Consider the following 14,397-nt stretch of genomic DNA (forward strand, 5'->3'; position numbering starts at 1 on the left):
ACCATACAAGTATGCAATTGATCATAACTAGCTCTGGATCACATTTGGCGAAGGTCGTCAGAAAAAGCCCGGCAATGATTAATCTATTGAAATAAATTGAGAAAAATTATGAATGTAGCGAAAGCGACCTCACCGGCGAGCCGGTCAGCAGGAATGTGATCGCCATCACGACAGTTAAGGCTCAATCAATTATGATTACTGGTATGGTAGTAGGGTGAAATTAAACTATGTTGAGCAGGTGATGACGATGCAGATGACAATGCGCTGGTTTGGACCAGAGGAAGATAAGGTTTCATTAGAGCATATACGCCAGGTCCCCGGCGTGGAGGGGGTGGTCGGCGCGCTCTATGACGTCGCGGTGGGCGAGGTATGGCCGGAGGATAAAATTGAGCGACTGGTCAGCCAGGCCCATGCCGCAGGCCTGAAAATGGAGGTGATAGAGAGCGTCAACATCCATGACGACATCAAAATCGGCCTCCCTTCTCGTGACCGCTATATTGCCAACTATCAGCAGACCATTCGCCACCTTGCCCGCTTCGGCGTCAAAGTCATCTGCTATAACTTCATGCCGGTGTTCGACTGGATGAAGACGGATATGAACTACGTCCTGCCGGATGGCTCGTTGACGATGGCTTTTGAGAAGAAAGATATCGATAAGCGGCTGGAAGACGTGGTGAAGGAGGTGCTTGAGAATTCAAACGGCTTCGCGTTGCCGGGCTGGGAGCCGGAACGGCTGGCGGAAGTGCAGACCCTGTTTGCCAAATATAGCGCGGTGGATGACCATAAGCTGCGGGAGAACCTGGTCTATTTTCTGCAGGCGGTGATCCCGGTTTGCGAAGAGGTGGGCGTGAAAATGGCGATCCACCCTGACGATCCGCCGTACTCGATATTTGGCCTGCCGCGGGTGGTCAAAAACCGCGACGATCTGGACTGGATCTGCCGGGCTGTCGATTCACCCGCCAACGGCATCACCCTCTGCACCGGCTCGATTGCCGAAGATCCGGATAACGACGTATACGCTATTCTGGCTGAGTTTACCCGCCGCAAGCGGATCCATTTTGCCCACGTCCGCAATATTAAACTGATGCAGGATAAAGACTTTTACGAGTGCGCCCATCCGTCAGAATACGGCTCCCTGGATATGTACAAGGTGATGCAAGCGTTGCACGACAACGGCTTCGACGGCTATATACGTCCGGATCATGGCCGCTTTATCTGGGGAGAGACCGGACGTCCGGGCTATGGTTTATACGATCGCGCACTCGGGGTGACCTACCTCAAAGGTCTCTGGGAGGCGCTAAGCAAGCGCTAACCCCTTCCTGACCATGCCTCTTTTTCGCGGCTGGTTCGCCTCGGCGGCCAGCCGTCATATCGGCTCCTTCCCGCATTTTTTGCACAACTTACAGCGCATTGCTCAGAATTGAGTATTATTGTGCGGAGTTGTCGTGAAGGAATCCCTTATGAAGCAAATTCGTATGCTGGCGCAGTATTATGTCGACCTGATGATGAAGCTGGGTCTGGTCCGCTTTTCAATGCTGTTGGCACTTGCGCTGGTGGTGCTGGCCATCGTGGTACAGATGGCGGTCACCATGGTGCTGCATGGCCAGGTTGAAAGCATCGACGTTATCCGCTCTATCTTCTTCGGTCTACTGATCACCCCGTGGGCGGTCTATTTTCTCTCGGTGGTGGTGGAGCAGCTTGAAGAGTCCCGCCAGCGTCTTTCGCGGCTGGTGGAGAAACTGGAGGAGATGCGTGAGCGCGATCTGAAGCTGAACGTGCAGCTGAAAGACAATATCGCGCAGTTGAATCAGGAGATTGGCGAACGTGAAAAGGCGGAAGCCGAGCGTGAGACCACCCTCGAGCAGCTGAAGATCGAGATGAAAGAGCGTGAAGAGACGCAGATCCAGCTCGAACAGCAATCCTCCTTTCTGCGCTCTTTCCTCGATGCCTCCCCGGACCTGGTCTTCTACCGCAATGAGGATAAAGAGTTTTCCGGCTGTAACCGGGCGATGGAGCTGCTGACCGGCAAAAGCGAGAAACAGCTGATCCACCTCAAACCGCAGGATGTCTATAGCGAAGAGGCGGCGGAAAAGGTGCTGGAAACCGATGAGAAGGTGTTCCGCCACAATGTATCGCTGACCTATGAGCAGTGGCTGGACTATCCCGATGGCCGTAAAGCGTGCTTCGAAATCCGCAAGGTCCCGTACTACGATCGCGTCGGTAAGCGTCGTGGTCTGATGGGCTTCGGACGCGATATCACCGAACGAAAACGCTATCAGGACGCCCTCGAACGCGCCAGCCGGGATAAAACCACCTTCATCTCCACCATCAGCCATGAGCTGCGTACCCCGCTGAACGGGATTGTCGGGCTGAGCCGAATTTTGCTGGATACCGAACTGACCAGCGAGCAGGAAAAATACCTGAAAACCATCCATGTCTCAGCGGTGACGCTGGGGAATATCTTCAATGATATTATCGACATGGATAAAATGGAGCGCCGTAAGGTGCAGCTCGATAACCAGCCGGTGGACTTCACCAGCTTCCTTGCCGACCTGGAAAACCTTTCCGGTCTGCAGGCGCAGCAGAAGGGACTGCGCTTTGTGCTGGAGCCGAGCCTGCCGCTGCCGCACAAGGTGATCACCGATGGCACCCGCCTGCGGCAGATCCTGTGGAATCTTATCAGCAACGCCGTGAAGTTTACCCCACAGGGCGGAGGGGTGAACGTCCGCGTGCGCTATGACGAAGGCGATATCCTGCACTTCGAAGTGGAAGACTCCGGGATTGGTATTCCTGAAGCGGAGCAGGACAAAATATTCGCCATGTATTATCAGGTCAAAGACAGCCACGGCGGCAAACCCGCCACCGGCACCGGGATTGGCCTCGCCGTATCGCGTCGCCTGGCGCGCAATATGGGCGGCGATATCAGCGTCACCAGCCAGCCGGGTAAAGGGGCGACCTTTACGCTCACCGTCCATGCGCCTGCCATTGCGGAAGAAGTGGAAGATACGCTGGCGGAAGACGACATGCCATTACCGGCGCTCAACGTGCTGCTGGTGGAAGATATTGAGCTCAACGTCATTGTGGCGCGCTCGGTGCTGGAAAAGCTGGGCAACAGCGTGGATGTCGCGATGACCGGCAAAGCCGCGCTGGAGATGTTTGAGCCTGGCGAGTACGACCTGGTGCTGCTGGATATCCAGCTGCCGGATATGACGGGACTGGATATTTCTCGTCAGCTAAAACAGAATTTTGCCGCGGATGAGCTGCCGCCGCTGGTGGCCCTGACCGCCAACGTGCTGAAGAATAAGAAAGAGTATCTGGATGCCGGCATGGACGATGTGCTGAGCAAGCCGCTATCGGTGCCGGCGCTGACGGCCATGATTAAAAAATTCTGGGATGCGCCGGAAGAGGAGGCGCAGGAAGCGCCGGCGGCCGATCGGCATAAAGCCGATGCGGTGCTGGATACCGATATGCTTGAGCAATATATCGAACTGGTGGGACCGAAGCTTATCAACGATGGCCTCGCGGTGTTTGAGAAGATGATGCCGGGCTATATGTCCGTCCTTGAGTCTAATCTCACCGCCCGGGATCAAAAAGGGATCGTTGAAGAGGGGCATAAGATCAAAGGGGCTGCGGGCTCTATTGGCCTGCGCCACATCCAGCAGCTGGGTCAGCAGATCCAGACGCCGGACCTGCCTGCCTGGTCTGATAATGTCGCTGAATGGGTTGAAGAGATGAAATCCGAGTGGCAAAACGACGTGGCGGTTCTGAAGGCGTGGGTGGCGAAGGCCGGGAAAAAATGACCCCGGACAGACCGGGGTGCGCGAATACTGCGCCAACACCAGGGAACTGGTGGTTGAGCCAGTGTGATTTGAGTGATGTTGTTACGTGGCGCAACCTGAGAAGTGGATTGCTCGCTCATTAAGATAGCAAAGCTTAACTAATTTGTTACATGAATCAGTAAAATATGTGAAGCATAGCGAGTAAATCGACATTTTTGACTGGTTTCAGCGAGTTGCATGGAGGAGCGAAGGCGATGAAAAAAATTGGTGTGGTACTGAGCGGCTGCGGCGTGTACGACGGTAGTGAAATTCATGAGGCAGTGATTACCCTGCTGGCGATCGCGCGCAACGGCGCGCAGGCGGTCTGCTTTGCGCCCGATAAACCGCAGCGCGACGTCATCAACCATCTGACGGGCGAACCGTTGACCGAGCAACGCAACGTACTGGTTGAAGCGGCGCGCATCGCCCGCGGCGACATCCTGCCGCTGGCGCAGGCGCGTGAGGAGACGCTGGACGCGCTGATCGTCCCCGGCGGCTTCGGCGCGGCGAAAAACTTAAGCAGCTTCGCCGCCGAGGGCAGCGAATGTGAGGTGGACCGCGATCTGCGGGCCCTGACGCTGGCGATGCATCAGGCCGGCAAGCCGCTGGGCTTTATGTGCATCGCTCCGGCGCTGCTGCCGAAGATCTTTGCGTTTCCGCTGCGGATGACAATCGGGACCGATCTCGACACCGCCGATGTGGTGGAGGAGATGGGGGCGGAGCATGTGCCTTGCCCGGTCGACGACATCGTGGTGGATGAAGAGAACAAAGTGGTTACCACCCCGGCGTATATGCTGGCGGAGAATATTGCGCAAGCCGCTACCGGGATCGAAAAACTGGTCGCCCGCGTACTGGCGCTGAGCGCATGAAGCTCCGCATTGCGCCCTTCGCGCTGCTTAAACGACTGGCGCTGCGTCTGCTGCTGATCGCCGCCGTCTTCTGGGGCGGGGGGATCGCGCTGTTTAGCGTGCTGCCGGTGCCCTTTTCGGCGGTCATGCTTGAGCGGCAGGTTAGCGCCTGGCTGTCCGGAGATGTCCACTATCTGGCGCACTCCGACTGGGTCGCCATGGATAACATCTCCCCGTGGATGGGGCTGGCGGTGATTGCCGCCGAAGATCAGAAGTTCCCGGAACACTGGGGGTTTGACGTCCCGGCGATAGAAAAGGCGCTGGCGCACAATGAGCGTCACGATACCCGCATTCGCGGCGCATCAACGCTGTCGCAGCAGACGGCGAAAAACCTGTTTCTGTGGGATGGACGTAGCTGGCTGCGCAAGGGACTGGAGGCCGGGTTGACCGTCGGCATGGAAACCGTGTGGAGTAAAAAGCGGATCCTGACCGTCTACCTGAATATTGCCGAGTTTGGCGATGGGATTTTTGGCGTGGAAGCGGCCGCCCAGCGCTATTTTCATAAGCCCGCCAGCCAGTTGACGCCGGGGGAAGCGGCTCTGCTGGCCGCGGTGCTGCCAAACCCGATCCGCTATCGCGCCGACGCGCCTTCGGGCTATGTGCGCAACCGCCAGGCCTGGATCTTACGTCAGATGCGACAGCTGGGTGGAGAAGGGTTCATGCGTGAGCATAAGCTCTATTAGCGGGTTAATCCGGCGCCGGGGCTGGTACAGTCGCCAGTCGTCCGTCGCCGGGAAGCATCACGTTTAATCTTCGTCAAACCCGGCATTAAACAGGGCAATCACCGCGGCGAGGGCTTCCACTTCCTGCGGACCGCTGGCCTCCACCTCTATCTGCCGTCCTTTCGCCGAGTCCAGCATCAGCAGGGCAATGACGCTGTTGGCTTCCGCCTCAGTGCCTTCATCATTGCGCAGCAACACTTCGGCATCGAAATTCTGCATTAGTTCGAACAGCTTCATCGCCGGGCGGGCGTGCATGCCCAGCTTATTGGTGATTTCAACGGTCTGCTTTACGGTCATGATTTACGTTTTTCCAGCGTCCGATGACGAGACTGTACGTTTTTGCCGCGCGAGCGGAAGTAGTCAGCCAGTTGTTCAGCAATATAAACCGAACGATGTTTACCGCCGGTACAGCCAATGGCCACCGTCAGATAGCTGCGATTGTTGGTCTCCAGCATCGGTAACCATAGCTCAAGATAGCTCCGGGTCTGGTAAATAAAGTTGTGCACTTCGGTGTGCCGATCGAGGAAGGCGGCCACCGGTTTATCCAGACCTGTCATAGGACGCAGCTTCGGATCCCAGTGCGGGTTTGGCAGAAAGCGCACGTCAAAGACGTAATCGGCATCGATCGGGATACCGTGCTTAAAGCCGAAGGATTCGAAGACCATGGTCAGTTCGCGTTCACGTTTACCCAGCAGCCGGGTGCGCAACATTTCCGCCAGCTCGTGAACCGACATCTCCGAGGTATCGACAATCAGGTCGGCCCGCGAGCGCAGGGGCTCCAGCAGATCGCTCTCTTCGTCGATGGCGCTTTCCAGCGACAAATTCTTGCTCGACAGCGGATGCAGGCGACGGGTGTCGCTGTATCGACGGATCAGCGTGTTGCGATCGGCATCGAGAAACAGCAGCTGCGGCGAAAAGCACTCCGGCAGGTTTTTCATGGCCTGCTCGAAGATCTCCGGTGATTCCGGCATGTTCCGCACGTCGATGCTTACGGCCGCCGAAATATTGCGGTCAGCCAGCGACCGTGCCAGATCGGGCAGCAGCACGACCGGCAGGTTATCCACGCAGTAAAAGCCCATATCTTCCAGCGCTCGCAGAGCGACGGATTTACCCGAGCCCGAGCGGCCGCTGACGATCATCAGTACCATGTACCGTTTCTCCTCAGTACGATAAAGGATAAGGTGCGACTGCCGTTATGCGTCATCGCTGCTTCCTGCTTCGGTGATGATCTCATACAACTCTTCATCGCTCTGCGCCGCGCGCAGGCGACGACAAATCGCTTTGTCGGCCAGTCGTTTGGCCACCAGGGAGAGCGTATGCAGGTGGGTTTTTGTCTGATCGGCCGGCACCAGCAGCGCGAACAGCAGGTCGACAGGCTGATTGTCGATCGCGTCGAAGGCGATGGGGGTTTCCAGCTGGACAAAAACGCCGACAGCACGCAGCGTATCCTCTTCCAGTTTTCCGTGGGGAATGGCGATACCATTGCCAATCCCGGTACTGCCCATTTTTTCGCGGGTGAGGATCGCTTCGAACACCACCTGCGGCGGCAAACTTAACTGTTTGGCGGCCAGTTCGCTAATGATTTCCAGAGCACGCTTCTTGCTCTGGCAGTGAACCTGGCTACGGGTACATTCCTGGTTCAGGACGTTGCTCAGTTGTAGAGCCGAATCGTTGTTCATCATAATTTCACCTGAGCGCCCCCGCGCCCGTCGCCGATGTTAACTGACGGCGGACGCAGGGGGGCCCGGACAATTAGTGTTGTTTTAGTTTATCTTTATGCTTCGTTAACTGCCTTGCCAGCTTGTCGATAAGACCATCGACAGCCGCATACATATCCTGCCCTTCCGCACTGGCATGGATTTCGCCACCGTTGACATGCAGATTCGCGTCCGCAATTTGCGTCACTTTCTCTACTTTTAACACAATATAGACCTGATTGATCCGGTCGAAAAATTGTTCCAGCTTGCTGAACTTCGCCGTGACGAAGTCGCGCATCGCGGGAGTGATCTCGACGTTGTGTCCTGTAATGTTGAGCTGCATAGTGTCTTCCTTATCGGTTGTGTCAGACCAGTTGTTTACGCTGGTTTGACGGCGGGATGGATAAAGACTCTCTGTACTTCGCGACAGTGCGGCGCGCGACCATGATACCCTGCTCGGACAACATGGAGGTGAGCTTACTGTCGCTCAACGGCTTCGCGGGGTTTTCCGCGGCGATGAGTTTCTTCACCAGCGCGCGAATCGCCGTCGACGAGGCTTCGCCGCCGCCTTCGGTATTAACATGGCTGGAGAAGAAATACTTCAGTTCAAAAATACCGCGCGGACTGTGCAGATATTTTTGCGTGGTGACACGGGAAATCGTCGATTCATGCATCTCGACGGCCTGGGCGATATCGGCCAGCACCATCGGCTTCATATACTCTTCACCCTGTTCGAAAAAAGCCTGCTGCTGTTCTACGATGCAGCGGCTGACGCGAAGCAGGGTATCGTTGCGGCTTTCAAGACTTTTGATCAGCCAGCGGGCTTCCTGAAGATTGCTGCGAATGAACTGGCCGTCGGCGTCATTGCGGGCGCTGTTGCCCATTGCCGCATACTGCTGATTAATTTTCAGCCGTGGAATGCTGTCGGCGTTGAGCTCCACGGTCCAGCGGCCGCTGACCTTGCGCACCAGCACGTCGGGAATGACATATTCCGGTTCGCTGGTTTGAATGGACTGGCCAGGACGGGGATCCAGGGACTGGATCAGATTTACCGCCTCTTTCAGCACCTCTTCTTTCAGGCGGGTCACCCGCATCAGGGTGCGGAAATCATGGTTGGCCAGAAGATCGAGATGATCGCTGATAATCAGCCGGGCCTCTTCCAGCCATGGCGTCTCTTTGGCGAACTGCGAGAGCTGGATCAGCAGGCAGTCGCGCAGATCTTTCGCCGCGACGCCAACCGGATCGAAACGCTGGATGCGCTTCAGGACGGCTTCCACTTCTTCGAGGCCGATCTCCTCATCGCCGATGCTGTCGACGATATCTTCAATCTGAACGGTGAGGTAGCCCGTATCGTCGACGGCGTCGACAATGGAGGTGGCGATGGCGCGGTCGGTATCGGTGAAGGGCGTCAGCTCGACCTGCCACATCAGGTAATCCTGCAGCGTCTGGGTAGTCTCGCCTTGATAAACGGGGAGTTCGTCGTCCTGATAGTCCACGCCGTTGCCTGACGGCGTACCGGCGGTATAGATTTCATCCCAGCTGGCATCGAGAGGAAGCTCGTCGGGCATCTCTTTTTGCTCAAGCGCGTCGACGGTATCGAGAGACTCGCGGTCCTCCACCTCTTTCGCCTCTACCTCGTCGTGAAGATCGGTTTGCTCAAGCAACGGGTTACTTTCCAGCGCTTGCTGGAGCTCTTGCTGGAGTTCTAACGTGGACAACTGCAGCAAACGAATCGCCTGCTGCAACTGCGGCGTCATGGCAAGCTGTTGGCTAAGCCTTAATTGCAAACCTTGCTTCATGTTCAGGGTAAATATCTCCGGCTAAAACGTCTGTAACCTCTACCCTATCAGAGTCTGAAGTCTTCCCCAAGATACACGCGCTTAACCTGCTCATCTTCGAGGATCTGCTGCGGTGTACCATGAGCGATAAGGTGTCCCTGACTGACAATATACGCGCGTTCGCAGACGGCGAGCGTCTCTCTGACGTTATGATCGGTAATCAGTACGCCGAGGCCGCTGTCGCGCAAATGCTCAATGATGCGTTTGATATCGATAACCGAGATCGGATCCACGCCGGCAAAGGGTTCATCCAGAAGAATAAATTTCGGGTTTGCCGCCAGCGCGCGAGCGATTTCGACGCGGCGGCGTTCGCCACCGGAGAGCGCCTGACCGAGGCTGTCACGCAGGTGCTCAATATGAAACTCTTCCATCAGCTCTTTGGCGCGATCTTCCCGCTGTTCGCTGCTCAAATCGTCACGGATCTGCAGGACCGCCATCAGGTTGTCATAGACGCTCAGGCGACGGAAAATCGAGGCTTCCTGCGGCAGATAGCCGATCCCCCGGCGCGCGCGCGCGTGCAGCGGCAGCAGGCTGATGTCTTCGTCATCAATGATGATATTGCCCGCGTCGCGCGGCACAATCCCGACCACCATGTAGAAGGTGGTGGTTTTACCGGCGCCGTTGGGGCCGAGCAAGCCGACAATCTCCCCCGAGTTAACGGTGAGACTGACATCTTCCACCACGCGGCGGCCTTTATACGCTTTAGCGAGATTCTTCGCAGTTAAGGTTGCCATAACGGATTAGTTACTCTTCTTTTGCTGGTTGCCGCTTTTGTCCTGCAGCTCGGACGGCACCAGAACGGTGGTGACGCGTCGACCTTTGTCGCTGAAGGCCTGCATTTTTTGCTCTTTCACCAGATAGGTGATCTTGTCGCCCTTGATGTTACTGTCGAGCTGTTCAAGGTACGCGTTGCCGGTCAGCACGACGTAATCGTTCTGCAGCTCATAGCGCATTTTCGACGCCCGGCCTTTTACCGGTTTGCCGTTATCCTGCATCTGGTAGAAGGTGGCCGGGTTACCGAAACCTTCGATCACCTCTTTGCCTTTTTCATTGCCCGGACGGGTGACTACCACTTTATCAGCGTTAATCTTGATCGTCCCCTGAGTCACGACCACGTTACCGGTGAAGGTGACGACGTTGCCCTGCATATCCAGCGACTGCTGATCGGATTCGATATGGATCGGCTGATCGGTATCGCCCGTCTTGGCGAGGGCCGGCAGGCTGGCGGCCAGTAACGCGCCGGCGAGCGCAATCTTAAGGCTGAGTTTGTTTGTTCTGAATTTCATAAGAGGTTCTCACCTTTTCAATCAGCTCGGCATTTTTGCTGCGAAGGTTTCCACGCATTTTCAGGCCGCTGGAATTAAATGTGGTGCCGTATAACGTCACCATGTCATCGGAGGTAACGTCCTGCGTTACCAGATTTATCTGGGCGTTATCCGTCGTAATTTTGCGCAGTTGAGAGTCTGGCGCGAGCGCATTCACCTCAACGTGCCCGTAAAGATAGAGCATCCGGTCATTTGTCAGCTTCGCTTTATCAGCCCTGACTGACCAGGTCGGCACCTTATTGGTATCAAAGGTGGTCATCACCGGTTTGGTAAACCAGGAGACCTCCTGATCGGAAAAATACTCCACGTGCTCGGCGATCAGCCGATAGCTCAGGGCGCCTTCCGGACTGTACACCACGGTGTCAGTGTGTTCGCTTTTATACGTCGGGTCGTTGGGATTGACCTCCGGCTGGGCCGTGTCGTCCGTATTCGCCAGATTCAGGCCGATGAGGATCAGCGCAAGCAGCGACAGTAAAATGATAACCCAACGTCTGGTTTTACTCATATTGATTGCCCTTTGGCCTCATCCAGCTTGCCCTGCGCCAATAGTAACAAATCGCAGACTTCGCGTACCGCGCCGCGTCCGCCATTAATCCGGGTGATGTAATCGGCGCGCGGCAGCAGCAGCGGATGCGCATCCGCGACGGCGACGCTGAGGCCCACTTCGGCCATCACCGGCCAGTCAATCAGATCGTCGCCGATGTAGGCGACTTCCTCTGGCCGCACGCCCAGTTTGTCAATGAGATCGCGGAACGCCAGCAGCTTGTCCGACTGCCCCTGATACAAATGCGTAATGCCCAGCGTCTGACAGCGATCTTCTACCAGTTTAGCTTTTCGTCCGGTAATAATCGCCACTTCAATGCCAGAGGTCAGCGCGCAGCGGATACCATAGCCATCGCGGACGTTGAACGCTTTCAGCTCCTCGCCGTGATTACCCATATAGATAAGCCCGTCGGATAATACACCGTCGACATCGAGGATCAGTAGACGGATCTTAGCCGCGCGATCGAGAAACGTCTGGCTTACCGGCCCATAGCAGGTCGCTAACTGAGCATCAGCATTATTCATTATTTTTTCCTTACTTACACTACGCCCGCGCGCAGGAGATCGTGCATATGTACCACACCCAGCAGATGGTCGCCATCGGCAACCAGCACGCAGGTGATATGACGGGATTGCATCAGGTTTAGCGCATCCACCGCCAGGGTGCCGGGACGGATGCGGATCCCTCCCCGGGTCATGACGTCGGCAATGCTGGCATCGCGCATATCGACGCCGGTGTCGAAGACCCGGCGCAGGTCACCATCGGTAAAGATACCGATGATGTTCATGTCGTCATCGCAGATAGCGGTCATACCTAAATTTTTACGAGTGATTTCCAGCAGCGCATCGCGCAGGGTGGCCTGCAGGCCGACGTGCGGGATCTCATCACCGGTATGCATAATATCATTGACGCGCAGCAACAGCTTACGACCGAGTGCGCCGCCCGGATGCGAGAGAGCGAAATCCTCAGCGGTAAAGCCGCGAGCCTCCAGCAGGGCGACGGCGAGGGCATCGCCCATCACCAGCGCGGCGGTGGTGCTGGAGGTGGGGGCCAGCCCTAATGGACAAGCCTCTTTCGGCACTTTCACGCACAGATGGATATCCGCCGCGCGCGCCATGCTGCTTTCAGGCCGGCTGGTGATGCAGATAAGCTTCACCTGCTGGCGTTTCAGGACCGGGATCAGCGCGAGGATTTCGTTCGATTCGCCGGAGTTCGACAGCGCAATCACCACGTCCTGCGGCGTAACCATGCCCAAATCGCCGTGCGCGGCTTCGCCAGGGTGGACAAAAAATGCCGACGTGCCGGTACTGGCGAAGGTTGCCGCCATCTTGCGGCCAATATGGCCGGATTTGCCCATCCCCATCACCACGACTTTCCCGCCGCAGCGGAAAATCGTTTCGCAGGCGCGGGTGAAATCTTCATTTATATATTGATCGAGCTGGGCCAGACCTTCACGTTCAATTTCCAGCACCTGACGGCCGGCCTGTTGAAAGTCAAAATCCGTGGGCAAATCTATTTGCGACATGATGTTATCCCGAGTCATTCAACGAAGAGCGGCGCTGTCCAGAACAGCATCGCCAACCAAACCACAAAACCACCGACCAGCAGCGCGCCAACCAGTCGTCCCGGCTGCTGCCTACGGCGCCAGCACAGCACCGCGAAGATCAGGCTGACCAGCAACATCACGCCATAGTCGCGGGTAAAGGCTTCCGCCGCAAAGGCTCCCGGCGCGATCAGCGCCGGCAAACCCAGCACCAGCGCAATATTGAGGATATTCGCGCCGATGATATTGCCGATGGCAATGTCATCTTCCCCTTTGCGCGCCCCGGCGATGGCGGTGGCCAGCTCCGGCAGGCTGGTGCCTATCGCCACTACCGTCAGGCCGACGGTCAGTTCGCTGATGGCAAAATAGTTTGCCAGCACCGTGCTGTTATCCACCACCATGCGGGTGGCCATCGGCATGACGATCATCGCCACCCCTAACCACAGCAGAGCGACCGGCAGCGACCCTTCACGCGGCAGTTCCGCCAGCTGTTCGCGGGTCAGGCTATCGCTTCCCTGGCGTTCCGCCAGACGGGCAATCTTGATGGTGAACAGCAGCCATAGCAGCGCCAGCGCCAGTAAAAACAGGCCGTCGAGACGGGACAGTTGACCATCATAGAGCACCAGCCCCGCCAGCACGCTGACCAGCAACATTAGCGGTAATTCGCGGCGCAGAATATCAGAATGCACGGTAAATGGCCTGAGTAAGGCAGCCAGACCGAGGATCAGGAGAATATTGGTGATATTGGAGCCGAGCGCGGTGCCCACCGCCAGATCGGTCTGCCCATGCAGCGAGGCCGCGGTGGAAACCATGATCTCTGGCAGGCTGGTGCCAATACTCACCACCGTCATACCGATGATCAGCGGCGGGATCCCCAACATGCGACAAAGGATGGAGGCGGCATAGACCAGACGATCGGCGCTGTAGACAACCAGCAATAAACCAATAATTAACAGAGCCGTCGCTAAGAGCATCTAAAGTCCTTTCTTCAGGTATAATCGTCGCCTCGCTGGGTTATCCCTACGCAGCGTAACGAATTCTTAATTTTGACTTTATGCGTGCCAAAAGTAAAACAAATGCCAGCTTTCGCTAACCTGTGCAGGTAAGATTCTGTAAAAATGTTGTGATTGTGGCGTAAGAAAGGGCGATGCTTGCCCATCAGGTGCTTAGTAAGGATGATTTTATGAGCCAAACTCAGGCGAATTTAGTTGAAGTACGCGGTATCCGCTTTTCTCGCGGCGATCGCGTGATCTTCGACGACATCTCGCTGTCGGTGCCGCGCGGTAAAATTACTGCGATTATGGGACCTTCGGGGATCGGCAAGACTACCCTGTTACGCCTGATCGGCGGACAGATCCCGCCGGACAGGGGAGAGATCCTGTTCGATGGCGAGAACGTGCCGCAGATGACCCGTTCACGTCTGTACACGGTGCGTAAGCGGATGAGCATGCTGTTCCAGTCTGGGGCGCTGTTTACCGACCTCAATGTTTTTGACAACGTCGCCTACCCGCTGCGCGAACATACGCATCTGCCGCCTGCGCTGCTGCATACGACGGTGATGATGAAGCTGGAGGCGGTGGGGCTGCGCGGTGCGGCGAAGTTAATGCCCTCCGAGCTTTCCGGCGGCATGGCGCGCCGCGCCGCCCTGGCGAGGGCCATCGCCCTGGAGCCGGATCTCATTATGTTCGACGAACCGTTCGTCGGGCAGGATCCCATCACCATGGGCGTGCTGGTGAAGCTGATTTCTGAACTCAACAGCACGCTGGGCGTCACCTGCATCGTGGTTTCGCACGATGTGCCTGAGGTGCTGAGCATTGCGGACTATGCGTATATCGTGGCGGATAAAAAGATTGTCGCCCACGGCAGCGCCCAGTCGCTACGGGAGAATGCCGACCCTCGGGTTCGTCAGTTCATTGATGGTATTGCCGACGGCCCGGTGCCGTTCCGTTATCCGGCTGGCGACTATCACCATGATTTATTAGGCATAGGGAGTTGAGCGACT

The 14,397-nt window shown here is 56.6% G+C and carries 16 protein-coding genes; 5 read left to right on the forward strand and 11 right to left on the reverse strand.

Translation table 11 applies throughout. The features are described from left to right. Positions 1–247 precede the first annotated feature (247 nt). The 4 genes from uxuA (at position 248) to mtgA (ending at position 5,409) form a co-directional block, all read left to right on the forward strand. The gene (gene uxuA / locus L2I46_RS07970) at positions 248–1,312 is read left to right on the forward strand and encodes a mannonate dehydratase (protein WP_025999212.1); all 1,065 of its coding nucleotides are present in this window, start codon (positions 248–250) and stop codon (positions 1,310–1,312) included. A 148-nt stretch (positions 1,313–1,460) separates the two neighbouring features. Then, positions 1,461–3,800, forward strand: a complete 2,340-nt coding sequence (arcB, locus tag L2I46_RS07975) for an aerobic respiration two-component sensor histidine kinase ArcB (RefSeq protein ID WP_032454177.1) — start codon at positions 1,461–1,463, stop codon at positions 3,798–3,800. A 233-nt stretch (positions 3,801–4,033) separates the two neighbouring features. Next, positions 4,034–4,687 carry an isoprenoid biosynthesis glyoxalase ElbB gene (elbB, locus tag L2I46_RS07980; RefSeq protein WP_023291132.1) on the forward strand — a complete coding sequence of 218 codons (654 nt, stop codon included), beginning with the start codon at positions 4,034–4,036 and terminating at the stop codon, positions 4,685–4,687. Beyond that, a complete protein-coding gene (gene mtgA / locus L2I46_RS07985) occupies positions 4,684–5,409 on the forward strand; it encodes a monofunctional biosynthetic peptidoglycan transglycosylase (protein WP_023291131.1) in 726 nt (241 codons plus the stop codon). The genes elbB and mtgA overlap by 4 nt, the downstream gene beginning before the upstream one ends. Positions 5,410–5,472: 63 nt before the next feature. Here the strand turns inward: mtgA and npr are convergent, their stop codons facing one another. From npr to L2I46_RS08040, 11 genes are all read right to left on the reverse strand, one after another. Beyond that, positions 5,473–5,745 carry a PTS phosphocarrier protein NPr gene (gene npr, locus L2I46_RS07990; protein ID WP_002918431.1) on the reverse strand — a complete coding sequence of 91 codons (273 nt, stop codon included), beginning with the start codon at positions 5,743–5,745 and terminating at the stop codon, positions 5,473–5,475. Continuing rightward, on the reverse strand, positions 5,742–6,596 hold the full coding sequence (rapZ, locus tag L2I46_RS07995; protein ID WP_004206208.1) for an RNase adapter RapZ: 855 nt from the start codon (positions 6,594–6,596) through the stop codon (positions 5,742–5,744). The genes npr and rapZ overlap by 4 nt, the downstream gene beginning before the upstream one ends. A 45-nt stretch (positions 6,597–6,641) precedes the next feature. After that, positions 6,642–7,130, reverse strand: coding sequence for a PTS IIA-like nitrogen regulatory protein PtsN (gene ptsN, locus L2I46_RS08000; RefSeq protein WP_004144926.1), 489 nt, complete (start codon positions 7,128–7,130; stop codon positions 6,642–6,644). Between the two features lie 70 nt (positions 7,131–7,200). After that, a complete protein-coding gene (gene hpf, locus L2I46_RS08005; RefSeq protein WP_004206206.1) occupies positions 7,201–7,488 on the reverse strand; it encodes a ribosome hibernation promoting factor in 288 nt (95 codons plus the stop codon). Between the two features lie 22 nt (positions 7,489–7,510). Next, positions 7,511–8,944, reverse strand: a complete 1,434-nt coding sequence (rpoN, locus tag L2I46_RS08010) for an RNA polymerase factor sigma-54 (RefSeq protein ID WP_004206204.1) — start codon at positions 8,942–8,944, stop codon at positions 7,511–7,513. 47 nt (positions 8,945–8,991) lie between these two features. Continuing rightward, positions 8,992–9,717 carry an LPS export ABC transporter ATP-binding protein gene (gene lptB / locus L2I46_RS08015; RefSeq protein WP_004206203.1) on the reverse strand — a complete coding sequence of 242 codons (726 nt, stop codon included), beginning with the start codon at positions 9,715–9,717 and terminating at the stop codon, positions 8,992–8,994. Between the two features lie 6 nt (positions 9,718–9,723). Continuing rightward, a complete protein-coding gene (lptA, locus tag L2I46_RS08020) occupies positions 9,724–10,269 on the reverse strand; it encodes a lipopolysaccharide ABC transporter substrate-binding protein LptA (protein ID WP_002918415.1) in 546 nt (181 codons plus the stop codon). Then, positions 10,238–10,813 carry an LPS export ABC transporter periplasmic protein LptC gene (gene lptC, locus L2I46_RS08025; RefSeq protein ID WP_002918413.1) on the reverse strand — a complete coding sequence of 192 codons (576 nt, stop codon included), beginning with the start codon at positions 10,811–10,813 and terminating at the stop codon, positions 10,238–10,240. The genes lptA and lptC overlap by 32 nt, the downstream gene beginning before the upstream one ends. Then, on the reverse strand, positions 10,810–11,376 hold the full coding sequence (gene kdsC, locus L2I46_RS08030) for a 3-deoxy-manno-octulosonate-8-phosphatase KdsC (protein ID WP_072420650.1): 567 nt from the start codon (positions 11,374–11,376) through the stop codon (positions 10,810–10,812). The genes lptC and kdsC overlap by 4 nt, the downstream gene beginning before the upstream one ends. 14 nt (positions 11,377–11,390) lie before the next feature. After that, on the reverse strand, positions 11,391–12,395 hold the full coding sequence (gene kdsD, locus L2I46_RS08035) for an arabinose-5-phosphate isomerase KdsD (RefSeq protein ID WP_369707981.1): 1,005 nt from the start codon (positions 12,393–12,395) through the stop codon (positions 11,391–11,393). Beyond that, a complete protein-coding gene (locus tag L2I46_RS08040) occupies positions 12,392–13,369 on the reverse strand; it encodes a calcium/sodium antiporter (RefSeq protein WP_023291127.1) in 978 nt (325 codons plus the stop codon). The genes kdsD and L2I46_RS08040 overlap by 4 nt, the downstream gene beginning before the upstream one ends. 209 nt (positions 13,370–13,578) lie before the next feature. On the opposite strand from L2I46_RS08040, the gene mlaF reads away from it, so the two are divergent. Beyond that, positions 13,579–14,391 carry a phospholipid ABC transporter ATP-binding protein MlaF gene (mlaF, locus tag L2I46_RS08045; RefSeq protein ID WP_004206196.1) on the forward strand — a complete coding sequence of 271 codons (813 nt, stop codon included), beginning with the start codon at positions 13,579–13,581 and terminating at the stop codon, positions 14,389–14,391. Positions 14,392–14,397: the final 6 nt, after the last annotated feature.

The sequence above is a fragment of the Klebsiella sp. 2019SCSN059 genome (genome assembly GCF_021739525.1).
GTDB lineage: Bacteria > Pseudomonadota > Gammaproteobacteria > Enterobacterales > Enterobacteriaceae > Klebsiella > Klebsiella quasipneumoniae.